The sequence below is a fragment of the Streptomyces sp. CA-251387 genome (genome assembly GCF_050936625.1).
Classification (GTDB): Bacteria; Actinomycetota; Actinomycetes; order Streptomycetales; family Streptomycetaceae; genus Streptomyces.
Genome location: NZ_JBNJMJ010000001.1, coordinates 4445040 through 4468515, shown reverse-complemented (window position 1 = coordinate 4468515; position 23476 = coordinate 4445040). Strand labels below are relative to the sequence as shown.

At 70.3% G+C, this 23476-nt stretch carries 24 protein-coding genes and 2 pseudogenes; 11 read left to right on the top strand and 15 right to left on the bottom strand.

Going from position 1 to position 23476, the window contains the following annotated elements; all coding sequences use genetic code 11:
- Nucleotides 1-95: 95 nt before the first annotated feature.
- The 4 genes and pseudogenes from ACQEV2_RS19940 (at nucleotide 96) to ACQEV2_RS19925 (ending at nucleotide 3313) form a co-directional block, all read left to right on the top strand.
- Nucleotides 96-524: pseudogene (locus ACQEV2_RS19940) on the top strand (ATP-binding protein).
- Nucleotides 525-560: 36 nt separating this feature from the next.
- Complete coding sequence (locus ACQEV2_RS19935; RefSeq protein WP_433043036.1) at nucleotides 561-1343, top strand: trypsin-like serine peptidase; 783 nt, start codon at nucleotides 561-563, stop codon at nucleotides 1341-1343.
- Between the two features lie 36 nt (nucleotides 1344-1379).
- Nucleotides 1380-2387 carry an NlpC/P60 family protein gene (locus tag ACQEV2_RS19930; RefSeq protein WP_433043033.1) on the top strand — a complete coding sequence of 336 codons (1008 nt, stop codon included), beginning with the start codon at nucleotides 1380-1382 and terminating at the stop codon, nucleotides 2385-2387.
- 215 nt (nucleotides 2388-2602) lie between these two features.
- Nucleotides 2603-3313 (top strand): phosphatase PAP2 family protein, encoded by a 711-nt coding sequence (locus ACQEV2_RS19925; RefSeq protein WP_433043030.1) that lies wholly within the window; start codon nucleotides 2603-2605, stop codon nucleotides 3311-3313.
- 143 nt (nucleotides 3314-3456) lie between these two features.
- On the opposite strand, the gene ACQEV2_RS19920 is transcribed toward ACQEV2_RS19925, so the two are convergent.
- Entirely contained in the window at nucleotides 3457-5046 is a 1590-nt protein-coding gene (locus ACQEV2_RS19920) for an FAD-binding oxidoreductase (protein WP_433043027.1), read from the bottom strand.
- 390 nt (nucleotides 5047-5436) lie between these two features.
- On the opposite strand from ACQEV2_RS19920, the gene ACQEV2_RS19915 reads away from it, so the two are divergent.
- From ACQEV2_RS19915 to ACQEV2_RS19905, 3 genes are all read left to right on the top strand, one after another.
- The gene (locus ACQEV2_RS19915; RefSeq protein ID WP_433043024.1) at nucleotides 5437-5901 is read left to right on the top strand and encodes an SRPBCC domain-containing protein; all 465 of its coding nucleotides are present in this window, start codon (nucleotides 5437-5439) and stop codon (nucleotides 5899-5901) included.
- Complete coding sequence (locus ACQEV2_RS19910) at nucleotides 5898-6236, top strand: ArsR/SmtB family transcription factor (RefSeq protein WP_433043020.1); 339 nt, start codon at nucleotides 5898-5900, stop codon at nucleotides 6234-6236. The genes ACQEV2_RS19915 and ACQEV2_RS19910 overlap by 4 nt, the downstream gene beginning before the upstream one ends.
- A gap of 146 nt (nucleotides 6237-6382) precedes the next feature.
- The gene (locus tag ACQEV2_RS19905; protein WP_433043017.1) at nucleotides 6383-6823 is read left to right on the top strand and encodes an SRPBCC family protein; all 441 of its coding nucleotides are present in this window, start codon (nucleotides 6383-6385) and stop codon (nucleotides 6821-6823) included.
- A gap of 15 nt (nucleotides 6824-6838) precedes the next feature.
- On the opposite strand, the gene ACQEV2_RS19900 is transcribed toward ACQEV2_RS19905, so the two are convergent.
- A complete protein-coding gene (locus tag ACQEV2_RS19900) occupies nucleotides 6839-7018 on the bottom strand; it encodes a hypothetical protein (protein WP_433043014.1) in 180 nt (59 codons plus the stop codon).
- A 126-nt stretch (nucleotides 7019-7144) separates the two neighbouring features.
- On the opposite strand from ACQEV2_RS19900, the gene ACQEV2_RS19895 reads away from it, so the two are divergent.
- Together ACQEV2_RS19895 and ACQEV2_RS19890 are read left to right on the top strand one after the other, a co-directional pair.
- Entirely contained in the window at nucleotides 7145-7984 is an 840-nt protein-coding gene (locus tag ACQEV2_RS19895) for a hypothetical protein (RefSeq protein ID WP_433043011.1), read from the top strand.
- Between the two features lie 110 nt (nucleotides 7985-8094).
- Nucleotides 8095-8271: a hypothetical protein gene (locus ACQEV2_RS19890; RefSeq protein WP_433043008.1), complete on the top strand. Its 177-nt coding sequence runs from the start codon at nucleotides 8095-8097 to the stop codon at nucleotides 8269-8271.
- A 24-nt stretch (nucleotides 8272-8295) separates the two neighbouring features.
- Here ACQEV2_RS19890 and ACQEV2_RS19885 read toward each other — a convergent pair whose 3' ends face one another.
- A complete protein-coding gene (locus ACQEV2_RS19885; protein WP_433043005.1) occupies nucleotides 8296-8673 on the bottom strand; it encodes a metal-sensitive transcriptional regulator in 378 nt (125 codons plus the stop codon).
- A gap of 236 nt (nucleotides 8674-8909) precedes the next feature.
- Between ACQEV2_RS19885 and ACQEV2_RS19880 the strand changes: the two genes are divergently transcribed.
- Nucleotides 8910-9530: a DUF47 domain-containing protein gene (locus ACQEV2_RS19880; protein WP_433043002.1), complete on the top strand. Its 621-nt coding sequence runs from the start codon at nucleotides 8910-8912 to the stop codon at nucleotides 9528-9530.
- A 7-nt stretch (nucleotides 9531-9537) separates the two neighbouring features.
- Complete coding sequence (locus tag ACQEV2_RS19875; protein WP_433042999.1) at nucleotides 9538-10536, top strand: anion permease; 999 nt, start codon at nucleotides 9538-9540, stop codon at nucleotides 10534-10536.
- A gap of 685 nt (nucleotides 10537-11221) precedes the next feature.
- Here ACQEV2_RS19875 and pstB read toward each other — a convergent pair.
- The 12 genes and pseudogenes from pstB to ACQEV2_RS19815 all read right to left on the bottom strand — a co-directional run bounded on the left by pstB (nucleotide 11222) and on the right by ACQEV2_RS19815 (nucleotide 23417).
- On the bottom strand, nucleotides 11222-11998 hold the full coding sequence (pstB, locus tag ACQEV2_RS19870) for a phosphate ABC transporter ATP-binding protein PstB (RefSeq protein WP_433042996.1): 777 nt from the start codon (nucleotides 11996-11998) through the stop codon (nucleotides 11222-11224).
- A gap of 49 nt (nucleotides 11999-12047) precedes the next feature.
- Entirely contained in the window at nucleotides 12048-13112 is a 1065-nt protein-coding gene (gene pstA / locus ACQEV2_RS19865; RefSeq protein ID WP_433042993.1) for a phosphate ABC transporter permease PstA, read from the bottom strand.
- Nucleotides 13109-14113 (bottom strand): phosphate ABC transporter permease subunit PstC, encoded by a 1005-nt coding sequence (pstC, locus tag ACQEV2_RS19860; RefSeq protein WP_433042990.1) that lies wholly within the window; start codon nucleotides 14111-14113, stop codon nucleotides 13109-13111. The genes pstA and pstC overlap by 4 nt, the downstream gene beginning before the upstream one ends.
- Before the next feature lie 128 nt (nucleotides 14114-14241).
- The gene (gene pstS, locus ACQEV2_RS19855; RefSeq protein WP_433054598.1) at nucleotides 14242-15375 is read right to left on the bottom strand and encodes a phosphate ABC transporter substrate-binding protein PstS; all 1134 of its coding nucleotides are present in this window, start codon (nucleotides 15373-15375) and stop codon (nucleotides 14242-14244) included.
- Between the two features lie 247 nt (nucleotides 15376-15622).
- Entirely contained in the window at nucleotides 15623-16045 is a 423-nt protein-coding gene (locus ACQEV2_RS19850; RefSeq protein WP_433042987.1) for an NUDIX hydrolase, read from the bottom strand.
- A gap of 111 nt (nucleotides 16046-16156) precedes the next feature.
- Nucleotides 16157-17203 carry a CHAD domain-containing protein gene (locus tag ACQEV2_RS19845; protein WP_433054595.1) on the bottom strand — a complete coding sequence of 349 codons (1047 nt, stop codon included), beginning with the start codon at nucleotides 17201-17203 and terminating at the stop codon, nucleotides 16157-16159.
- 168 nt (nucleotides 17204-17371) lie between these two features.
- Nucleotides 17372-17629 (bottom strand): annotated as a pseudogene (locus tag ACQEV2_RS19840) (CHAD domain-containing protein); the annotation flags it as partial.
- Between the two features lie 22 nt (nucleotides 17630-17651).
- On the bottom strand, nucleotides 17652-20030 hold the full coding sequence (locus ACQEV2_RS19835; RefSeq protein WP_433042984.1) for an RNA degradosome polyphosphate kinase: 2379 nt from the start codon (nucleotides 20028-20030) through the stop codon (nucleotides 17652-17654).
- 195 nt (nucleotides 20031-20225) lie between these two features.
- A complete protein-coding gene (locus ACQEV2_RS19830) occupies nucleotides 20226-21167 on the bottom strand; it encodes a hypothetical protein (protein ID WP_433042981.1) in 942 nt (313 codons plus the stop codon).
- Nucleotides 21164-22150, bottom strand: a complete 987-nt coding sequence (locus ACQEV2_RS19825; RefSeq protein ID WP_433042978.1) for an ABC transporter permease — start codon at nucleotides 22148-22150, stop codon at nucleotides 21164-21166. Before ACQEV2_RS19825 ends, ACQEV2_RS19830 begins: the two co-directional genes overlap by 4 nt.
- On the bottom strand, nucleotides 22147-23034 hold the full coding sequence (locus tag ACQEV2_RS19820) for an ABC transporter ATP-binding protein (RefSeq protein WP_433042975.1): 888 nt from the start codon (nucleotides 23032-23034) through the stop codon (nucleotides 22147-22149). Before ACQEV2_RS19820 ends, ACQEV2_RS19825 begins: the two co-directional genes overlap by 4 nt.
- Nucleotides 23031-23417, bottom strand: a complete 387-nt coding sequence (locus tag ACQEV2_RS19815) for a GntR family transcriptional regulator (protein ID WP_433042972.1) — start codon at nucleotides 23415-23417, stop codon at nucleotides 23031-23033. The genes ACQEV2_RS19820 and ACQEV2_RS19815 overlap by 4 nt, the downstream gene beginning before the upstream one ends.
- Nucleotides 23418-23476 lie beyond the last annotated feature (59 nt).

Genomic DNA, 23476 nt, shown 5'->3' with positions numbered 1-23476 from the left:
CCTCGTCCAGAAGCGCACCGGCCGACGGGCTTGGCAGGCCACTGGGCAACAACCATCCGCACCCTTCCAACTCCCCTCAGTGATCGGAGACTTCCATGGCCACCGTATCCCCGTCCTGGGCCTACACCCTCCAACTCCCGCGCGATCCACGCGCACCGGGTATCGCCCGCGCAACCCTCCGCACCGTCCTCGCCGCCCACGGCCTCACCGACGTCACCCCCACCGCCGAACTCCTCGCCGCAGAACTCCTCGCCAACGCCCACCGCCACACCACCGGCCCCTACGCCCTCCGCGTCCGCCCGATGGACCCCGGCCGCCTCCGAGTCGCCGTATGAGACACCGATCCGAGGGTCCCGCCGGGACTCGGTGCCGTGTCCGCACTGCCTCCGGACGACGCCGAGGACGGACGAGGCCTGCATCTCGTACGAGCCTGCGCGGACGCGACCGGCGTCTCCGTGTTGCGGGAGCTCGGTGCCTCCAAGGGCGGGAAGCTGCTGTGGGCCGAGTGTCAGGGAGCCGTCTGACGGTTCTCTCACCTTCGTCGGCCACAGTGGCCCTCGATGAAGCGCACTGTCCGCACCTCCCGCCTCTCGCTGTACGCCGTCACCGTCCTCCTCGCCGTCACGTCGGCCTCGGCGGCGGCAGCGGGTGATGGTGCGGGGCCCTTCGGGGTGACCGTCACCGCCGTTGCCGCGGGGCCGTCCGCTCGGGTCGGGGCCCTCTTTCCCGCCGGTCGTCGCTCCCGGTTCCGCGGCGGCCACTTCTGCACCGCCTCCGTCGTGCACAGTCCGCACCGGGACCTCATCCTCACGGCGGCGCACTGTCTGGACGACAACCCGGGGGACCTCGTCTTCGTACCGGGCTACCGGGACGGCGAGGCGCCCCACGGCGTGTGGAAGGTCGGGCGGCGGTTTCTGTCCGACGGGTGGGCCGAGGGGCAGGACGAGGACAGTGACGTGGCGTTCGCGGTGGTCGAGCGGCAGGGTGGGCGGGGCGTCGAGGACGTCGTCGGCGGGAACCGGTTCGTCAGCGGGACGGCCACCGGGGCCACCGCGGTGACCGTCACCGGGTATCCCAACTCGCGCGAGGCGCCGGTCAGTTGCAGCAACAGGCCCCGTCCTCACAACCGTACGCAACAACGCATCTCATGCCCCGGCTTCAGCTCAGGCACGAGCGGGAGTCCCTGGGTGAACGGGGACGGGCAGGTCGTGGGCGTACTCGGCGGGCATGAGGGCGGCGGGGTCACGGCCGACGTGTCGTACAGCGTGGTGTTCGGGTCGGAGGCGGCGGGGCTGTACCGCGAGAGCGCCGGTTGCGGCGAGTCCCACGGGGGAAACTCCTAGACTGGCGCGGGCGGACTCCCGGTGGGCGAGGGGCGGTTGACGGTGCGTAAGGCATGGATCGTGGCGGGTGCCGCTGTCGCGGCGGGCCTCAGCTTCGTGATGCTGCTCGTCGTCGGGGTCTACATCGTCGCCGGGAACCTTGCCGGCGGGGTCGGCGGAGCGGCCAGGTCGCTGGCCAAGGGGGCCGTGCCGGCCGCCTACCAGGCGCTGGTGCAGAAGTGGGGCAATCTGTGCCCCGCCATCAATCCCGCGCTGCTCGCCGCCCAGCTGTACCAGGAGAGCGGGTTCAACCCGAAGGCGCAGAGCGCGGCGGCGGCGCAGGGGATAGCGCAGTTCATCCCGGGGACGTGGGCCACGCACGGTATCGACGGGGACGGGGACGGCGACCGGGATGTCTGGGATCCCAATGACGCGATTCCGTCGGCCGCGAAGTACGACTGCACGCTCGCCTCGTATGTGAAGGACGTGCCCGGCGACCCCACCAAGAACATGCTCGCGTCCTACAACGCCGGGGCGTACGCGGTCATCAAGTACGGGGGCGTCCCGCCGTACAAGGAGACCCAGAACTACGTGAAGACGATCACGACGCTGGAGGAGAGCTTCGCCGCGCCCGTCAGCCGGGTGGATCCCAGCAAGCAGGCCGCCGGGGCCATCTACTACGCCCAGAAGAAGCTCGGCACGCCCTACCTCTGGGGCGGGGAGGGCACCGCCGAGGACGGTGGGCGGTTCGACTGCTCGGGGTTGACGCAGGCCGCGTACGAGAGTGTCGGAATCACGCTGCCGCGCGTCGCCAACGACCAGTACAACGCGGGGCCGCATCCGGCCAGGGACGAGCTGCTCCCCGGCGATCTGGTCTTCTTCTCGAAAGACCTCAGCAACTCCCGGGCCATCCACCATGTCGGGATTTATGTGGGTGGCGGGTACATGATCGACGCACCGAGAACGGGTGCTGTGATCCGGTTCGACCCGATCGACACCGCGGAGTACTTCGGGGCCACCCGGGTCACCGAAGATGGCGCGAATGCGCTGCCCACGACGGTGTAGACGGAGCGTGAACCCTCCCCCTGAGCTGCGGCGATGGGTCTCTCTTCGATAACGTCTGAGTGATCATTCAGTGGAGGGTGGAACGTATTCACAGGGGCCGTGCGTTCCTGGTGTCGTAGCCGGATCTACAACCACGGGGATCTGCAAACCACGGGGGTGGGCGGAGCGGCGTACGCAAGATCGCGCCGAAGAGACGATGAAGGGGCCGCGGCATCATGGCTGGACTCGCAGCATCCGGGTCGAACCCCGACGTCGAGCTGCTCTACGACATCAATGGCCTGGCCAAGGACGCCCCGCGGTGGTTCGACCGGGTCATGGAGTACGTCGGTGAGTACGGGCTGCTGCTCGCCATGATCCTGCTCGTGGTGTGGTGCTGGTGGTCCGTGCGGCGGCGGGGCGCGGAGGACGCCGCCTCCTCGGTGGCCGCGCTCGTGTGGACGCCGCTGGCCGCCGCGATCGCCGTGCTGGTGAACGTGCCCATACGGGGGTTCGTCGAACGGCCCCGGCCCTTCAACGATCACCAAGGCCTTGAGGTCCTGGTGACCGGCAAGACCGACTTCTCGTTCGTGAGTGATCACGCGACGATTGCCATGGCTCTGGGGGTCGGGCTGTTCGTCGCGAATCGGAAGTTCGGGTTGATCGGGATCGGGCTCGCCCTTCTCGAAGGGTTCTGCCGGGTCTACATGGGCGTGCACTACCCGACGGACGTGGTGGGCGGGTTCGCGCTCGGCACCGCCGTCGCGCTGCTGCTGTCGCCCCTGGCCATGGCCCTGCTGACGCCCGTGATGTCCGCCGTCGAGCGGTCGCCGAGAGGCGGGTGGCTGATCAAGTCGCGGGGACGGTCCCGGGTGGGTGGGCAGGACGCGTTGATTCCGGGGGCTCGGAAGGAGACCGCGGGGGCTGAGGAGCGGGATCTGGCCGCGTAGCGCTCCGCCGAGCGCTACCGCCGGGAGTGCCGCGACAGGCCGTCGCCCGTCTGCGGGCCCCTCGTGGCCGGGCGCGCCCACGCGGGGCGGAGCCGCATAACGACACAGCCCCGCGCCCGTTGGGGCGCTACAGCGCCTGCGGGCTATAGCGCCTGCGGGTATGTGAAGAACCTCTCCGGGTCGTACTGCTTCTTCAGCCTCGTCAGGCGCGTCGCCGCATCCCCGTAGTACGCCTTGCGCCAGTCGCTCAGGCCAGGGTCGGAGTAGTTCTGGTACGCGGCGCCCGAGGCGTACGGCCGCATCGCGTCGTGTGCCGACTTCAGCCAGGCCTGGGCCGCGGAGCCCGTCGTGCCGGCGCGCCATGAGGCGATGTACTGGGCCAGCATGCGTGAACGGCGGTGCACGAAGGCCGTCGCCGTGGGGGAGACGCGGTTGACGGCCCCGCCGAGGGCGGTGAGGGCGATGCTGCCGGAGCCGCCGCGGACCGACTGGACCTGCCTCATCAGCGTCTGGATGCCCGCCGAGGAGAGCGAGCGGTCGAAGAAGTCCGACTTCGCCGCGTATGTCTCACGGCCCAGCGCGCCCTGCGGGGAGCGGCCCGGGGTGGAGCCGGGGAGGTGGCACTGGGCGTCTGTCGAGAAGGAGGAGCAGCCCGCGTAGAGCTCCATCGACTCCTCGTACGAGCGGCGCTTGAGGGAGACGTTGCTCGCGGGGCCGGGACCGCCGGGGCGGTCGGCCAGGCGGTCCACCGCGTTCTGGAGCTCGCGGTAGGTGCCCAGGGAGAACGCGGCGACGGAGATGGTCGGGGTGCCGCCGGCGTGGTTCGCCAGGTGCAGGGACGACCAGATCTCGTCGGGCTGGGTCGGGCCCCACTCCTGCCACGCCTTGATCAGCGCGGCCGCCTTCGACCAGGGCCACGTCATGTATGCCGTTACGGCCTGGGGGGCGGGGTGGGTCTTGAACTGCAGTTCCGTCACGACGCCGAAGTTGCCGTTGCCCGCGCCGCGCAGGGCCCAGAACAGGTCCTTGTTGGTGGTGGCGTTGGCGGTGAGCTGCTTGCCGTCCGCGGTGATCAGGGTGGCCTGGGTGAGGCTGTCGCAGGTCAGGCCGTAGGCGCGGGAGGTGACGCCGTGGCCGCCGCCGAGGGTCAGGCCGGAGACGCCGACGGTGGGGCAGGAGCCGGCGGGGATGGTGACGCCCTTGGCGGCGAGGGCTCGGTAGACGTCGATGAGTTTGGAGCCGGCGCCGATCACTGCGGTGTTGCCGCTCGCTCGGATGCGGTTGAGCTTGGAGATGTCGATGATCAGGCGGTTGTTGCCGGAGGACCAGCCGGCGTAGGAGTGGCCGCCGTTGCGGATGGCGACGTGGAGGTTGTGGGCTCGGGCGTAGGCGAGGGTGGTGCGGATGTCGTCGGGGTGGGCGACGTAGGCGACGGCGGTGGGCTTCAGGGCGTCGAAGCGGGTGTTGTAGAGCTGGTGGGCCGACTTCCAGGCGGCGTCGCCGGGGCGTATGAGGGGGCCGTCGAGGTCCCTGGCCAGGGCGGTCCAGTTGGCGGGGGTGGCGGCTGGGCGGCGGGAGGTGGTGGCGGTTTTGCTGGTGGCGGTGGTTTCGGTGCGGGTGGTTGTGGCTGTGGTGGTGGCTGTGCCCGTGTCTGCGCTGCCCTTGCAGGCGGTTGTTGCGAGGGCGGTGAGGGCTGCTGCTGCGCCGCCGCCGATGAAGGTACGCCGTTCCATGTCGCCTCCTGGGGGTTCCGTGGAACGAGACGGGGGCGTGGGGGTCGGGGTTCCCTGGTGGCGGTGGTCTGTCGGGTGCGGGTGCGGAGGGTTCTCGCCCCCGCCGCCCCTACCCGTCCCATCCTGAAGGGGCTCCGCCCCTTCGACCCCGCCAGGGGGCTCCGCCCCCTGGACCCCCGTCGGCCCTGAAGGGGCCTCGTCCTCAAACGCCGGACGGGCTGAAAGATGTCGGCCGGCGCTGGGAGGCGACCGCCGGTGCCGAGAGGTGACCCTCGGTGCGTGTGGCGGAGTCCCCTGTGGCATCGGCCCGTTTCGCAACCAATGGTTGCGCATGCCCCGAGAGCGTTCTAGAGTGATGTGCAACCAAAGGTTGCGAGAGGGTGGGAGTGGATGGAGTACGGCAGCATCGAGCGGGAGATCTACATCGAAGCCACGCCCGAGGTGGTCTACGAGGTCGTCAGCAGGCCCGAACACCTGCGGGAGTGGTGGCCGGACGAGGCGGAGCTCGAGCCGGTGCCCGGGGCCGCCGGTGTCATCTCGTTCGGGGACAGGGCGGCGCCGGACGTGAAGGTCGTGCCGGTCACCGTGGTGGAGGCCGACCCGCCCCGGCGGTTCTCCTTCCGGTGGGTGTACGACGAGGGCGAGGCCGCCACCGTGGGCAACTCGCTGCTCGTCACCTTCAACCTGGTCCCGTCGGGCGCGGGCACGCTGCTGCGCTTCTCCGAAGCGGGGTTCCGGGAGAAGGGCTGGGAGGCGGCTGTGCTCGAGGAGCAGTACCGCGAGCACGTCACCGGCTGGGACTACTTCCTGCCGCGCCTCGTCACGTACATCGCCCGGCTGGTGTCGACGTCATGAGTGTCACCGTCGACGATGAGCTCTGGTCGGCGGTGGGGGACCCCATCCGGCGGCGGATGCTCGACCTGCTGCTGACCGGAGGCGGCGGGACGGCGACCACGCTGAGCGAGCAGCTGCCGGTGACGCGGCAGGCGGTCGCCAAGCACCTCGGCGTACTCGGCCGGGTCGGGCTGGTCCACGTCACGCCGTCCGGACGCGAGCGCCTCTACCAGGTCGACGAGGCCCAGCTCGCCCGCGCCGTCGCACAGCTGTCGTCGGTCGGGGCCGCCTGGGACGCCCGGCTCCAGCGCATCAAGCGGATCGCCGAAGCGATTCAGCGCAGCCAGGAGGACTGAGCCGAGGGCTGGCCCGAGGACTGGCCCGAGCACTGAGTCGAGGACTGGCCCGAGATCTGGCCCGAGGGCTGACCCGAGCACTGACCTGAAGGAACGGACCTCTTGCCCGGAATCGGGCGCTGACCACACGAGAGAGAGGCATCGAGATGGTGGACATCCTGCACAGGGTCGGAGCCACGGCGTCCCCGGACGACGTCTACGTGGCCCTGACCACGATCGAAGGACTGTCGAGCTGGTGGACACAGGACACGGACGGCGATGCGAACGTCGGAGGGGTGATCCGGTTCCGCTTCGAGCCCGGTGGGTTCGACATGAAGGTGCTGGAGGCTCAGCCGGCCGAGCGCGTGCGCTGGGAGGTCGTCGACGGTCCCGAGGAGTGGATCGGTACGCGGATCCGCTTCGACCTCAAGCAGGAGGACGGCTTCACGATCGTGCTGTTCCGGCATGAGGGCTGGAAGGAGCCGGTGGAGTTCATGTACCACTGCAGCACCAAGTGGGCGACCTTCCTGATGAGCCTCAAGAAGCTGGTCGAAACGGGGAAGGGCGAGCCGGCGCCGGGCGACGTCAAGATCAGCAACTGGCACTGACCTCGATCGACGACCTCAACTCCCCGTATGCGACGCCGCGTCCGCCCGCGCCAGGCTGCGGGCGCGTCTCGCCGGGCCCCGCCAGCCGCAGGTGCAGTGGGCTGTGCAGAAGGGGCCCTTCTCCACCGTCGTCGTGCGGTGGTCGTCGGGGCCGCGGTGTTCTCCGGGGGCCGTAGATCCGTCCTGCTGCGCCACGTCGACAACGCTACCCAGGGCAAGTAAGCGCAACGCCTCCGGGCGGCGTGACGGGGGCACCTACCCGTCGTTAACCGGAACGACAGGGGGCCCGTGACGGACGTACCGGCTGGGGGTAGGCAGGCGATGACGGAGCGGCAGCAGCACAGGCGGAGGCAGGGGGCGGGCGTCGCGGCTGGGCTCTTGTGCGTCTGTCTCGCGGGCAGCGGGTGCGCGGAGAGCGGGGCCGCGGTGGATGACTCGCGTGGGCGGGATGCCGTGGAGGAGGTGCAGCGGGCCGCCGATGCGCTCGTAGGGGCCCGCAGCTCCAAGGCCCGTACGTCCATGGAGATGGCCACCGGCGGCACCCGCGTCACCATCCGCGGCGAGGGGGTGTACGACTTCCGTCGGCGGGTGGGGCGGCTGAAGGTGCTGTTGCCGCAGGATCCCGCCGGCGCCATCGCGCATCGGCCGATCATGGAGCTGCTCGCTCCTGGGGCTCTGTACATGAAGAACCGCGGTGCCGGTGTGCCTGCCGACAAGTGGGTGCGGGTCGATACGCGGTCGCTGTCGGACGGGAACCTGGTCACCGGCGGGGCCACCGATCCGTTCGCCGCGGCCGAGGTGCTGCGTGGCGCGCGGACGGCGACGTATGTGGGGAAGAACGAGGTCGCCGGTACGCCGGTGCGGCATTACCGGGGGACGGCCGACCTCGGCGCCGCCGCTCAGGACGCGTCCGACGGGAACAAGGAAGCCCTGGCGGCAGCGGCGAAAGGGTTCGCCACGGATCAGGTGCCGTTCGATGTGTATCTGGACGACGCCGGCCGGATCCGGAAGGTGCGGCATCGGTTCAGCTTCGTCAACGGGCAGCAGAGCGATGCCGTCGCCGTGGCCTCGACGACCTTGCTGTACGACTTCGGGGCCCCCGTCGACGTACGGCTGCCGGACGGCGACGACATCTTCGCCGGCAAGATCGCCGAGGAGTGAGGGTCGGCGTATGCGTGCGTGACGGGCGTCAAGAACTAGCCCGTCCGTGCCATGCGCGGTGTGTAGGCCGCTCCCTACTCTAGGAAGTCGGTAACGGCAGAGAAGAGGTGATGCACGTGGCTCCGGTCGGCGGTACGGCAGTTCAGGACCACGTCGCCCTCGCCGAGATCGAGCTGTGCGGAGAGCTGATCATCGCGGCCTCGGCCGCCCGCGAGGAGCGGCTCAGCCTGGAAAGCATCGACGAGGTGCTGCGAGTCGCCGAGGAACGGGACGCGCAGGGGGAGTGAGTCCGCTCTCCCGGGCGGTCGCCCTCAGGTCCGCAGCAGGCGGCCGATCGCCTTCGTCGCCTCCTCCACCTTCGCGTCGATCTCCGCGCCGCCCTTGAGGGCCGCGTCGGCGACGCAGTGGCGGAGGTGTTCCTCCAGGAGCTGGAGGGCGAAGGACTGCAGGGCCTTCGTGGAGGCGGACACCTGCGTGAGTATGTCGATGCAGTAGACGTCCTCGTCGACCATGCGCTGCAGGCCCCGGATCTGGCCCTCGATGCGGCGCAGGCGCTTGAGGTGCTCGTCCTTTTGTTTGTGGTAGCCGTGGACGCCTCGGTCGTGGTCCGTCACGATGTCCGTGACGGCCGTTTCCACGGCCTCGTCGGCGGCGGAGGGCGCACCTGCGCCGGCCTCTGTGGTCGTCATCGCGTCCTCCCGACGTAAACCGCTTCCATACCCCTACCGGGTATATCGTACCGAACTTTGCTGGGTATAGGGCCTTGTGGCCGACGCAGCGAACGGCCCTTGGACTGGACCACTGGGCAGCCCCCGTGCCGACCACTGTGCCCGATGGGCGACACTGGAGGACGGCCCATTAGCCGTGGCCGGATGATGCGCCTAGCATCAGCCTGACCGAAACCGATGCTTCCTGAGGACCCCACGTGCGATTTCGTCTGACCCCCCGGGAGACGAGCTTCTACGACATGTTCGCCGCATCCGCGGACAACATCGTCACGGGCTCGAAACTCCTGATGGAACTGCTCGGGGCGGACAACGCCGGCCGGGCCGAGATCGCAGAGCGTATGCGGGCCGCGGAACACGCAGGTGACGACGCCACGCATGCGATCTTCCACCAGCTGAACTCCTCGTTCATCACGCCGTTCGACCGCGAGGACATCTACTCCCTCGCCTCGTCCCTCGACGACATCATGGACTTCATGGAGGAGGCCGTCGACCTGGTCGTCCTCTACAACGTCGAGGAACTGCCCAAGGGCGTCGACCAGCAGATCGAGGTGCTGGCGCGCGCGGCGGAGCTGACCGCCGAGGCGATGCCGAACCTGCGCACGATGGACAACCTCACCGAGTACTGGATCGAGGTCAACCGGCTCGAGAACCAGGCCGACCAGATACACCGCAAGCTCCTCGCGCACCTCTTCAACGGCAAGTACGACGCGATCGAGGTCCTCAAGCTCAAGCAGATCGTGGATGTGCTGGAGGAAGCGGCGGACGCCTTCGAGCACGTGGCGAACACGGTGGAGACCATCGCCGTCAAGGAGTCCTGACCCGTCCATGGACACCTTTGCGCTGGTCGTGACCATCCTGGTCGCGCTCTTCTTCACGTACACCAACGGTTTCCACGATTCGGCCAATGCCATCGCGACCTCCGTGTCGACTCGGGCGCTGACGCCGCGGGCCGCTCTGCTGATGGCCGCGGTGATGAACCTCGGCGGTGCCTTTCTGGGGTCCGGTGTCGCCAAGACCGTCAGCGAGGGCCTGATTCAGACACCCGAGGGCTCGAAGGGGATGGGCATTCTCTTCGCCGCGCTGGTGGGTGCGATCACCTGGAACCTCATCACCTGGTACTTCGGCCTGCCCTCGTCGTCCTCGCACGCGCTGTTCGGCGGCATGGTGGGGGCGGCGCTCGCGGGTGGTACGACGGTGTACTGGCACGGGGTGCTGGAGAAGATCATCATTCCGATGTTCGTGTCGCCGCTCGTCGGGCTGTGTGCGGGTTATCTGGTGATGACGGCGATCATGTGGATCTTCCGTCGGGCCAATCCGCACAAGGCCAAGCGGGGGTTCCGGATCGCGCAGACCGTGTCGGCTGCCGGGATGGCGCTCGGGCACGGTCTGCAGGACGCGCAGAAGACGATGGGCATCGTGGTGATGGCGCTGGTCATCGCCGACGTCGAGGATTACGGCGATCCGATTCCGGTGTGGGTCAAGATCGTGTGTGCGGTGATGCTGTCGCTGGGGACGTATGCGGGTGGCTGGCGGATCATGCGGACGCTCGGGCGCAAGATCATCGAATTGGATCCGCCGCAGGGTTTTGCCGCGGAGACGACCGGGGCGTCGATCATGTTCACCACGGCCTTTCTCTTCAAGGCGCCGATCTCCACGACGCATGTCATCACGTCGGCGATCATGGGTGTCGGGGCGACGAAGCGGGTGAATGCCGTGCGGTGGGGTGTGGCCAAGAACATCGTCCTCGGGTGGTTCATCACGATGCCGGCGGCGGCGGCGGTGGCGGCGGCGGCGTTCGGGGTTGTGCATCTGGCGTTCCTGTAGCGGTGCCGGACGCTCCGCTGCCGGGGAGGCCTTTCTCGCCCCCGCCGCCCCTACCCGTCCCATCCTGAAGGGGCTTCGCCCCTTCGACCCCGCCAGGGGGCTCCGCCCCCTGGACCCCCGTCGGCCCTGAAGGGGCCTCGTCCTCAAACGCCGGACGGGCTGAAAGATGCCGGCCGGCGTTGAGAGGTGACCGCCGGTGCGTGTGGCGGAGTCGTCTGTGGGTGGGTGGGGATTGGGACGGAGTGCCCCGCGGGCCCGCGGTCGCGTACGGCGGGAAGGGGACGTGTCGGGGGGTGTCCGCCCGCAGTGGCCGGCGTCAACACGCGGCACCTCCTGGCCTAAGTCCAGCCGCCGGTCCGAGGACGGACACCCCCCGGCGCGGCCCCGACCCACAACGCACCCGTAGGCGCTACGCGAACCCCCACCGAAGCCGCACAGGCGCCGCAGGCATAGACGCGCACCCCCACCACACCCGCGCAGGCGGCTCGCCGGCACCGCCCCCGCAGGCATCCCAGCGCACCCGCCAGAGGCCGCCGCAGCATCCCGGTCCAACCGCCGGAGGCAACTCACAACCCGCCCCACAGACACGGGCCCGCCCCCCGGGAGCCAGGGGGCGGGCCCTTATCTGCCTCGCGGTGGCACCGCCATGCAGCACCGCGAGGGGTTTATATCGTCGGGCGTCGGCTCAGCCGAAGCGGCCCGAGATGTAGTCCTCCGTGGCCTGGACCGACGGGTTGGAGAAGATGCGCTCCGTGTCGTCGATCTCGATCAGGCGACCCGGCTGGCCCACCGCCGCCAGGTTGAAGAACGCCGTGCGGTCGGAGACACGCGCCGCCTGCTGCATGTTGTGCGTCACGATGACGATCGTGAAGCGTTCCTTCAGCTGGCCGATCAGGTCCTCGATGGCGAGGGTGGAGATGGGGTCAAGGGCGGAGCACGGTTCGTCCATGAGGAGGACCTTCGGCTCCACCGCGATCGCCCTCGCTATGCACAGGCGCTGCTGCTGGCCGCCGGAGAGGCCCGAGCCGGGCTTGTTGAGGCGGTCCTTCACCTCGTTCCAGAGGTTCGCACCCTTCAACGACTTCTCGACGATGTCGTCCAGCTGCGACTTCTTGTAGGAGCCGTTCAGCCGCAGGCCGGCCGCCACGTTGTCGTAGACCGACATCGTGGGGAACGGGTTCGGGCGCTGGAAGACCATGCCGACCTCGCGGCGGACGGCCACCGGGTCGATCCCGGGGCCGTACAGGTTCTCGTCGTCGAGCATGACCTTGCCCTCGACGCGGCCGCCCGGCGTGACCTCGTGCATGCGGTTGAGCGTGCGCAGGAAGGTGGACTTGCCACAGCCGGACGGGCCGATGAAGGCCGTCACGGAACGGGGCTCGACGGTCATCGAGATGTCCTCGACGGCCAGGAAGGAACCGTAGTAGGCGTTGAGGCCGCTGACATCAATGCGCTTGGCCATGTGAATCACTGCTTCTTTCAGGGGGGATTCGGGTCGCTGAATGGCCGCGTCAGCGGCCCGTCTTCGGCGCCTTCCAGCGGGCGATACCGCGGGCCGCCAGGTTGAGGATCATGATGAAGGCGATGAGCACCAGAGCCGCCGCCCAGGCACGGTCGTACGCCGGACCCAGACCCCCACTGTTCGCGAACTGCAGGTAGATGTACACCGGCAGCGACCCCTGCGGGTCCTTGAACGGGTTGGCGTTGATGAAGTTCGTCACCCACACCAGCAGCAGCAGCGGAGCGGTCTCACCGGTGATACGGGCCACCGCGAGCATCACACCCGTGGTGATACCGCCGATCGAGGTCGGCAGAACCACCTTGAGGATCGTCCGCCACTTCGGCACGCCCAGCGCCAGCGAGGCCTCGCGCAGCTCGTTCGGGACGAGCTTGAGCATCTCCTCGGTGGAGCGGACGACGACCGGCAGCATCAGGATGGACAGGGCCATCGAGCCGGCGAAGCCGGAGTAGCCCATGTCGAGGATGATGATCCACAGGCTGAGGATGAACAGACCCGCGACGATCGACGGGATACCCGTCATGACGTCGACGAAGAAGGTGATGGCCTTGGAGAGCTTGCCGCGGCCGTACTCGACCAGGTAGATCGCGGTCAGCACACCGATCGGCACGGAGATCACGGTGGCGATGCCGACCTGCTCCAGCGTGCCGAGGATGGCGTGGTAGATACCGCCGCCCGGCTCGGTGTCGGCGACCACACCCATCGAGTGGCTGAGGAAGTAGCCGTCGAGGACCTTCACACCGCGCTTGATCGTCTCGTAGACGAGCGAGGCCAGCGGGATCACGGCGAGCAGGAACGCGACCCAGATCAGGCTGGTGGCGGTACGGTCCTTGGCCTGCCGGCGTCCCTCGACGCGGGCGGAGATGCCGTACGAGCCGAGGACGAACAGCACCGAGGCGATCAGGCCCCACTGGATGCTGCTGTCCAGCCCGGCGGCCGCGCTGATGCCGAGGCCGAGCGCGATCGAGCCCGCGGCGACCGCCCAGGCGAACCACTTGGGCAGCGTGGCGCCCTTCAGGCTGCTCGGGCGCTTGTCGGAGAGAGTTGCGTTGCTCATGCGTTGGCCCCCGAGAACTCCTTGCGCCGCTCGATGATGATGCGGGCGGTGCCATTGACCAGCAGGGTGATGACGAAGAGCACCAGACCGGAGGCGATGAGCGCGTCACGGCCGTTCTCGGTGGCCTCGTTGAACTTGCTGGCGATGTTCTGGGCGAAGGTGCCGCCGCCCGGGTCGAGCAGGCTGGCGTTGATGTCGAAGGTCGGCGACAGGACCATGGCGACCGCCATCGTCTCGCCGAGCGCGCGGCCGAGGCCCAGCATCGAGGCGGAGATGACACCGGAGCGGCCGTAGGGGAGGACCGACATCCGGATGACCTCCCAGCGCGTGGCGCCGAGGGCCAGCGCGGCCTCCTCGTGCATCTGCGGGACCTGGCGGAAGACCTCGCGGCTCACGTTGGTGATGATCGGCAGGATCATGATCGCGAGCAGGATGCCGACGGTGAACAGCGAGCGCGGGGCGCCGCCGTTCCACTCGAAGATGCCGGTCCAGCCGAGGTACTCGTCCAGCCAGCCGTACAGGCCGTCCAGGTTCGGTACGAGGACCAGGGCGCCCCACAGGCCGTAGACGATGGACGGCACGGCGGCGAGCAGGTCGATCACGTACGCGATGGGGCCGCCGAGCTTGCGCGGGGCGTAGTGCGTGATGAACAGGGCGATGCCGATGGACACCGGGACCGCGATGGCCAGGGCGATGATCGACGACACGACGGTGCCGAAGGCCAGGACCGCGATGCCGAAGACCGGCGGGTCGCCGGTCGGGTTCCACTCGAAGGTGGTGAAGAAGTTGGCCTCGTCCTTGCTGATCGCGTTGAAGGCACGGAGGCTGAGGAAGACGGCGATGGCCGCCATGACCACCAGCAGGAAGATGCCGGATCCGCGGGACATGGCGAGGAAGATGCGGTCTCCGGGGCGGGTGGCGCCACGCGCGGCGCGCTTCTGCTCGCCTTGAGACGGCTGGGGTGTGGGTGGAGCGGGCTTGTTCTCTGTCGATATATCCATTGGGGTCTCCGGTCTGCGAGCCACCGTGCTGGGCGGCTCATGACGGAGCCGTCCTTGGTCGGGAGGCTCCTTGCGGCGGTGCACCGGAAGGTGCGGCCCGCTCCGGTGGGGAGCGGGCCGCACTCAGGTCAGCTCAGGGCCGAGATGGTGGAACGGACCTTGGTGATCAGCTCGTCGGGAACCGGGGCGTAACCGGCGTCGGTCAGCACGCCCTGGCCGTCCTCGGAGGCGATGTAGGAGAGGAAGGACTTGACGGCGGGCAGGGTCTCCGCCTTGTTGCCCTTGTCACAGACGATCTCGTACGTGACCAGGGTGATCGGGTAGGCGCCCTCGGCCTTCGGCGTGTAGTTCAGCTCCAGGGCGAGGTCCTTGCCCGTGCCGACGACCTTGGCCTCGGTGATGGACTTGGTGGCGTTCTCGGTGGTGGCCTCGACCGGCTCGGCGGCACCCGTCTTGATCTTGACGGCCTTCATGCCGCCCTTGACGTACGAGAGCTCCATGTAGGAGATCGCGCCCGAGGTCTGGCTCACCTGCTGCGCCACACCGGAGGAGCCGGAGGCGGACTGGCCGCCCTTGGCCTCCCAGGACTTGCTGTGCTCGTACTTCCAGTCGTTCGGGGCTGCGGCGCCCAGGTACTTGGTGAAGTTGTCCGTGGTGCCGGACTCGTCCGAGCGGTGGAACGCCTGGATCTTGAGGTCGGGAAGCTTCGCGTCGGGGTTCAGCTTCTTGATGGCCGCGTCGTTCCAGTTGGTGATCTTGCTGTCGAAGATCTTGGCGAGGGTCGGGGCGTCCAGGACGAGGTTGTCGACACCCGGCACGTTGTAGCCGACGCCGATCGGGCCGACGACCATCGGCAGGTCGATGGCCTGGCCGCCGCCCGTGCACGCGGTCTTCTTGGACTCGGTGACCTCCTCCGCCTCCAGGGCGGAGTCGGAACCGGCGAACGCGGTCTGGCCCTGCAGGAAGGCCGTGACGCCGGCGCCCGAACCGGTCGGGTTGTAGTTGATCTGGACGCTCTTGCAGGCCGCGGTGTACTGCTTGACCCACGCGTCGATCGCGTTCTTCTGCGCGGAGGAGCCGGAGGCCTGCAGCTGGCCGCTGGCGTCGCCACAGTCGATCTTGGCGGCGTTGGCGGGCGCGGAGGCGTCACCGCCGTTGTTGGAGCCGGTGTCGTCGGAGCCGCACGCCGTGAGGGCCAGGGCGCCGGAGACGGCGAGAGCGCCGAGAGCGAGTGCCCGCCGGTTCTTGCGCTGAAGCTTCACTTGAGGGAGTTCCTTCCAGGAGCCGCCGTCCTGAATATCGGCGGCGTGCGAAGACTGGGTGATGCGGCCACGTCCCCCCGGGGCGCGGTCCGACATCGTGCAAGGCTGAAATTAGGCAGAACAGGTGAAGCCGCCGATGGGCGTAAATGAACGCGGGGTGAACCCCTGGGGACGGTGCGGTGAGGTCACGGAACGCTCACGTTGAGGACACGGGTGTATTCCGAGGCTTTGTGGGGGTTGCTTCGGACTATGCCAGGTGGAGCGATTCCAGCAGAGCGTCCACGAGGCTGCGGTCCCGCGGTTGGGTGAGACGGCCCCGGGCGGCCGTGGGGGAGAGCCAGAGCAGGCGGTCCACCTCGGTGCTCGGGACGAAGGTGCCGGGGCCCGCCTCGGCCGCCCAGTAGCGGACCTCCTTGGGGCGGCCGTTCGCCAGGTACCGCAGCGTCGGCAGCTCGGCGCCGGGCTGAGCGGAGTGACCCGTCTCCTCCGCCACCTCGCGCAGGGCACCGGCGAGCGCGTCCTCGCCGCGCTTCAGCTTGCCCTTGGGGTGGGACCAGTCGTCGTACTTCGGTCGGTGGATGAGGCATATCTCCAGCTCACCGTCTACCGGCGAGCGGCGCCACAGGACACAGCCGGCCGCGTGGACGGTGAGGTCGTTCGCTTGAGTCACCGGGGGATGCCTCCTTCGGGGGTGCTGGCGGGTGCCCGGGTTCTGGGGCCTGGGGCCTGGGCGCCTGCCGTCCTCAGGGATGCCTGGGTGCCTAAGGGGTGCCTGGGGTGCCTAAGGGGTGCCTACCGTCTGCATCTGCCAGGACTGCTGGAACGCGAACCGCGCCGCCTCCACCTCGTGCCGCTGGTCGGCGTGCAGCACGCCGAGGGCGTAGGCCGTCGCCGGGGCGATACGCGGGGTGCGGGCCGCCTGGGCCGCGGCCGCGGCCGCCTCGGAGGCGTCGCGGTGCCGGTTCAGCGCCTGGCCGGACGCCAGCAGCCGTACGTCCACCGGGTGGTCGTCGCCGTGGAGGACCTCGCGGGCGTAGCGGTGCAGGCGCAGCAGCAGGCGGACCTGGTGCCAGGGGGCGTCCTGCGGATGCGGGGCGGGGTCGGGGGACAGGCCGTGGATCAGGGCCTCCGCGTTGTAGGGGTGGCCGGCGGTGAGCAGGGGGAGCGCCGCGACCGCGTCGGTGAGCCGCTCCTCGGCGGCTGCCGCGAGGGGGCGCAGGTCGGCGGTGGCCGCGGCGGGGGTGAGGGGGACCTCGCTGGCCAGTACGGCGATGCTGTCGGCCACGGCGTGAAAGCGGCTGCTTCCGAGGGCCTGGAGGGCGCTGGAATGAGCTCGGGTCCGGGCGAGGGTGAGCTGGCGCTCGAGCAGGGCGCCCGCTTTGGCGGCGCCGACTGTGAGGTTGCCGCGCTCCGGGGTGGCCGTCGGGTGGCTCGCGGGGCCGGTGCTCCCGGGTGCCGCTTTCTGGGGGACGGGCGCCGTCCCAGCAGCGGCACGACTGCCCGCGGCTACGTTGACGCGGCCGGCCGGGGCGGCGTCGGTACCACTGCCCGCAGCCGCGTTGGTGCGGTTCGTGGCTGCGTCGATGCGGCTGGTCGCGGTTGCGTCGGTACGACGGCCGGCGGCTGCGTCGGTACGGCGCCCCGCGGCTCCGTCGGTACGACGGCCTGAGGCTCCGTCAGCGCCGCCGGTCGCAGCCCGGTCGGCGCGAGTGTCCGCTGCCTCCGTACGGCCGCCCGCGGCTGCCTCGGCCGAGCCGCTGCCCGTAGCCGGGCCGCCCGAGCCGTTGCCCGCGCCCGCACCCACTCCGGGAACGCCGCCCGAGCCCACACCGGGCGCACCACCCGCACGTGCCGCGGAGGCACCGCTCGCCCCGGACAGACCGCGCGCCCCCACACCGGGCAAGCCCCCCACCCCCGGCTGCGTCGGCAGTGCCGTCGCCCCCGACAGGCGGTGGAGTGCCAGGAGCAGGCGTTCCAGGCGGGCCGCGTAGGCGTGTTCCAGGGCCAGCGTCCCCGAGAGCCAGGCCAGTTCCGGGCGGATGGCCTCCGACCAGTCGGCGTCCAGCAGCGGGCGGAACGTGTGCAGGCTGGCGCTGATGCGGCGGGCCGAGCGGCGTAGCGCCCGGGCCGCGTCGACGGACTCCTCCGAGCCGTTGGCCGCCCCCGCACCGGTCTCCCGGTGCAGGCGCAGGGCTCGGAGGAACTCCGTGGCCTGGGCGCGCAGGTAGCCCGCGAGGGCATCGCCCGTGATCACCCCGGCCGTGGGGTCCGTCGGATCAAGGTGTTGCTGTGCCACGCCGGCGCCTCCGGGCGTCTATGAGCATCTCCTGGACGTTGCGCAGGGGCTGGCCTTCCGCGTCCGTCGCATGCCGGGTCCAGTCGCCGTCCGGGCCGAGGTGCCAGGACGCGGTGGTGTCGGACATACCGGTCTCCAGGAGCCGGTTGAGCGCGGCGCGGTGGGCCGGGTCGGTGACCCTGACCAGGGCCTCGATACGGCGGTCGAGGTTGCGGTGCATCATGTCGGCGCTGCCGATCCACACCTCGGGTTCGCCGCCGTTGCCGAAGGCGAAGACCCGGGAGTGTTCGAGGAAGCGGCCGAGGACCGAGCGGACGCGGATGTTCTCCGACAGTCCCGCCACGCCCGGGCGCACCGCGCAGATGCCGCGGACCCAGATGTCGACCGGCACGCCCGCCTGGGACGCGCGGTAGCAGGCGTCGATGACCGCTTCGTCGACGAGCGAGTTCACCTTGATGCGGATGTAGGCGGGACGTCCGGCACGGTGGTGCTGGACCTCCTTGTTGATCCGCGAGACCAGGCCGTCGCGCAGGGACTTGGGGGCCACCAGAAGGCGGCGGTACGTCTCCCGGCGGGAGTAGCCGGAGAGACGGTTGAACAGGTCGGACAGGTCCGCGCCGACCTGCGGGTCGGCCGTCAGCAGCCCCAGGTCCTCGTAGAGCCGTGCCGTCTTCGGGTGGTAGTTGCCGGTGCCCACGTGGCTGTAGCGCCGTAGCGTCTCGCCTTCCTGGCGGACCACCAGCGACAGCTTGCAGTGGGTCTTCAGGCCGACGAGGCCGTACACGACATGGCAGCCGGCCTCCTCCAGCTTGCGCGCCCACTTGATGTTGGCGTGCTCGTCGAAGCGGGCCTTGATCTCGACCAGGACGAGGACCTGCTTGCCGGCCTCGGCCGCGTCGATGAGCGCGTTGACTATGGGGGAGTCGCCGGAGGTCCGGTACAGGGTCTGCTTGATCGCGAGGACGTCCGGGTCGTCGGCCGCCTGCTCCAGGAACGCCTGCACGGACGTGGAGAAGGAGTCGTACGGGTGGTGCAGGAGGACGTCCCGGTTGCGCAGGGCCGCGAAGATGTCCGGCGCGGACGCCGACTCGACCTCGGCGAGATCGCGATGGGTGCCCGCGACGAACTTCGGGTACTTCAGCTCGGGCCGGTCGATGGAGGCGATGCGGAAGAGGCCGGTGAGGTCCAGGGGGCCGGTCAGCGGGTAGACCTCGGCCTCGCTGATCTTCAGCTCGCGCACCAGCAGGTCCAGGACCTCCTGGTTGATGTTCTCCTCGACCTCCAGGCGCACCGGCGGCCCGAAGCGGCGCCGCATGAGCTCCTTCTCCAGGGCCTGGAGCAGGTTCTCGGCGTCGTCCTCCTCGACCTCCAGGTCCTCGTTGCGGGTGACCCGGAAGGCGTGGTGCTCCAGCACCTCCATGCCCGGGAACAGCTCCTCCAGGTGCGCGGCGATCACGTCCTCCAGGGGGACGAACCGGCCGGGGGAGGCCTCCAGGAAGCGGGAGAGCAGCGGCGGCACCTTGACGCGGGCGAAGTGCGGGGTGCCGGTGACGGGGTTCCGTACGCGCACGGCCAGGTTCAGGGACAGGCCGGAGATGTACGGGAACGGGTGCGCGGGGTCGACCGCCAGCGGGGTCAGCACCGGGAAGATCTGGTGCCGGAACAGGGTGAACAGGCGGGCCTGCTCCTTCTCCTGCAGCTCGTTCCAGCGGACCAGGTGGATGCCCTCCTCCGCGAGGGCGGGGGCGACGTCCTCGTGGTAGCAGGCGGCGTGCCGGGCCATCAGCTCGCGGGAGCGGGCCCAGATCATCTCCAGGACCTCGCGGGGCTGGAGGCCGGACGCGGACCGGGTGGCGACTCCGGTGGCGATACGGCGCTTCAGACCGGCGACGCGGACCATGAAGAACTCGTCCAGGTTGCTGGCGAAGATCGCCAGGAAGTTCGCCCGCTCCAGGAGCGGGGTGTTCGGGTCCTCGGCGAGTTCGAGGACGCGCTCGTTGAACGCGAGCCAGCTGCGCTCCCGGTCCAGGAAGCGGCCCTGGGGCAGCTGGACGCCGTCGATCTCGGTGACCTCGTACGCGTCGAGATCGGCGTCGATGTCGGGTTCCAGTTCGGAGACGACCGCCGCCGAGGTGACCGTGTGCGGGCGGTGCGCCGCTATGGAGCCCACGGAGGGCTGCGCGTGCTGGACCGTGGCCTGGGCGTTTGTGGACTGGCTCATATGCCCATTGTTCCGCGCGTCGAGGCTTACAGGCGCGTCGGAAAGCGCGGGTGGGAGCGTGGGGGGGAGGCGTCGTGCGTCCCCGTTCCTCGCGCTCCCCTCCGGGGGTGGCGAAGGCTCTGGCACGGCGGGGGTCATTGGCCGAGCGTCGCAAGTCCGTCTGAACCAATGGTTACGGAGACATGGCGTGTGGGATAGCGGGGGGCGGACCGCGGGCGTCTACATGCCGGACCGGCTGTCCGAGCATATGCCTGAGCCGCACGTCCCTCCCCCCGTGGAGGGACGTGCGGGGTCTTTACGGCGTGCGGCGGTCTTTGCGGCCTGCGGTGCTCTTCACGGGGTGCGGCGGCGCAGCAACCAGAACGCGGCGGCTGTCGCGGCGGCGGCCACGGCGAGAAGGATGCCGGTCTCCACGTACTGGAGCGGCCAGAAGTGGGACTGGGGGTGGAAGGCCGCGGTGGTCAGCGGGGTGCCCTCGCCGACGTCTCCGTCCCAGGTCCAGCCCCAGTGCGTCTGCCAGGCCGAGCGGGGCAGCTCGAACTCGCCCTTCTCGGCGCGGGTGACCGTCGGCCAGAAGTCCTCGCGGTAATACTCCAGCGTGTTGTAGAGGAGCAGCGCGGCCACGAGACCCGCCCCGGCGGCGGGCAGCGCCCGGCGCCACAGCAGCCCGGCGAGCGCGCCCAGCGCGAGGCCGGCCAGGGCGGAGGCGACGGCCACCGGGCCGATGCCGGTGAACTGGTCGGGGCCGTACCAGTCCCCGACGAGGTTCGGGTTGTCGTCCCCGCGGGCCCAGAGGTTCAGCAGCAGGACGGTACCGGTGCCGGCGGTGAGCAGGACGGCCGGGACGGCGAGCTTGGCGGCCAGCCAGCGGGTCGGGCTGACCGACTGGGTCCAGGCGAGCCGTGCGGTGCCGTTCTCCAGTTCGCGCCCGATGAGCGCGCCGCCCGCCCAAGCGGCCACGGGGAAGATCACCCAGGACAGGGCCGTGGTGATCAGGGCGATGCCGTCGGAGTAGATGTCGTCGGCGGTGATCGCCTCGATCGCCGAGCACGAGGGAAGTCCGTCCGTGGGCGGTTCGGCGCATCCGCCGTAGGCCGGGCGGGCGTCGTCCGCGATGGCGGACATCCAGATCAGGACGGCCGTGGCGGCGACAAGTGCCAGCCCCCAGAGGATCAGCGCCGTGCGGTGCACACGCAGGACGGCCCAGATCAGGCCGCGCGGTCCGCGCGGGGTGCGGGCGACCGGGGAGGTCGTGGCGGTGAGGGCGGTGGTCATACGGCGGCTCCGGTACGGCGGCGCAGCAGCCGGAAGGCGATCAGGACCGCCAGGGCCGCGACGGCGAGGACGATGCCGGTCTCCATGAGCTGGAGGGGCCAGAAGTGGGAGGCCGGGTGGTAGTCGGCGTAGAAGCCGGTGATGTCGCGGGCGGCGAGGCAGCCGGGCTCGCCCGCGCAGTCGGGAATCGGGACGCGGGCGCCGGTGGAGGTGAGGGCGCCTTCGTCGGTGACCATCCCCATGGGCTCGGATGTCACCGTCTCGGTCGGCCACAGGTGCGGGCGCAGATCTCCGAACCCGAGCCTGAGGGCGAACAGGCCCACGAGCGCGGTACCGAGGGCGGGCAGGGCACGCTGCACGAGCAGACCCACGAGAGCGCCGACGGCGAGGCCGAGGAGGGCGTAGGCGGTGGCGAGGGTGCCGTTGGCCACGAAGGTGCTGCCCTCGTGCCACTCGCGCAAGCCGAACGTCAGCCGGAGCCGGGCGTCCGACGACCACAGGAGGCGGTGCAGCAGCGTCAGGACGAGTGTCCCCGCGACGAGCAGGGCGGCCGGGACGGCCAGCTTGGCGGCCAGCCAGCGCACCGGGGAGACGGACTGCGTCCAGGCCAACCGGGCGGTGCCGCTTTCCAGTTCGCGCCCGATGAGCGCGCCGCCCGCCCAGGCGGCGGTGAGGAGCGGTACGAGGTTCAGGAGGCCGGCGCCGACGGAGAGGGCCCTGTCGTACAGGGTGAAGGCGGGGCCGGGGATGTCGCAGCCCATGCCTCGGTTCGGGTTGTCGCAGTCCATCGCCCGGTACTCGGCCCAGGCGGCGTCCGACCCCGGGCCGTACGCCCACAGCAGCGCGCCGGCGCCGGCGGCCACCAGCAGCAGCCAGAACCACAGCGCCGAGCGGTGCAGCCGCAGCATCGCCCAGACCAGGCCGCGCGGCCCCCGGGAGGGCGTGACGGCGGTGGGCCTCTCGACGGTCACGGCGACGGTCATACGGCAGCCTCCCGCACGGAGTCCAGCCGCAGCACCGGCGCCTCGGGAGCGCGCAGGTGGGCGAGGACCAGCTCCTCCAGGGTCGGGGCGGTGCTCTGCCAGCCGTCGCCGAGAGGGCCCTCCGGCCGTACCAGCGCGGTGAGTTGACGGCCCGTCGTGCGGGACTCGACCACGGTGTGCGGGTCCAGGGACGCGTCCGCCCGGCCCGTGACGAGCCGGTGCGCGGCCAGCAGGTCGTCCAGCGGGCCGGCGAGGCGGACGCGGCCGGCGCCGAGGAGCAGGAGGTGGTCGCAGGCGCCGTCCAGCTCGGCGACGACGTGCGAGGACATGACAACCGTGGTGCCGCGTTCGGCCGCGTCGGCCATGAGCGTGGCCATCAGCTGGTGCCGGGCGAGCGGGTCGAGGTCGGCCATCGGCTCGTCCAGGAGCAGAACCTCGGGGCGCTTGCCGAGGGCGAGGGCGAGCGCGACGCGGGTGCGCTGGCCGCCGGAGAGCGTGCGGACCTTGGCGTCCGGGTCGAGGTCGCCCTCGGCGACGATCCGCTCGGCGACGGCGGCGTCCCAGTGGCGGGGGTTGAGTTCCCGCCCCAGCCGCAGGGTGTCGGCGACGGTGAGCTGGGGGTGCAGGGGCTTGTCCTGGGCGACGTACGCCAGGCGCTCGCGGGCCGCCGCCGGGGCCTGGCCGAGGACGGTGATCGTGCCGTCGGTGGGGCGCAGCAGTCCGGCGGCGAGGGAGAGCAGGGTCGACTTGCCGGCGCCGTTCGGGCCGACGACCGCGCAGATCCGGCCCGTCGGGAGCCGGAAGGCGCAGCCGTCCAGGGCCTGCTTGCGGCGGCGCCCGAACCTCTTGCTCAGCGCGGCCGCCTCGATGGCGGTCTCGGTCATGCGTCGTCCCCCTTGAAGTGCGTGTCCAGTACGGAAGTGAAGAGAGCGTCCACGTCCTCGCGGTCCAGCCCGGCCTCGCGGGCCCGTACGGCCCAGGCGTCCAGTTCCGCGCGCAGGGGCGAGTCGGCCGGGGCCGTGCCCAGTCCGCGTCGTACGAACGTGCCGAGTCCCCGCCGCGCCTCGACCAGGCCCTCGCGTTCCAGTTCGCGGTAGGCCTTGAGGACGGTGTTGGGGTTGATCGCGGTGGCCTCCACGACCTCACGGGCCGTGGGCAGCTTGTCGCCCGGCTCCAGCAGGCCCAGGCGCAGGGCCTGTTTGGTCTGCTGGACGATCTGCACGTAGGTGGCGACGCCGGAGCGCCGGTCGATGCGGTACTCGACCATCCGTTCCACCACCCTTTCACTAATTGAGTAGTGAAAGGGTGGTGGAAGGAGATCGGGAA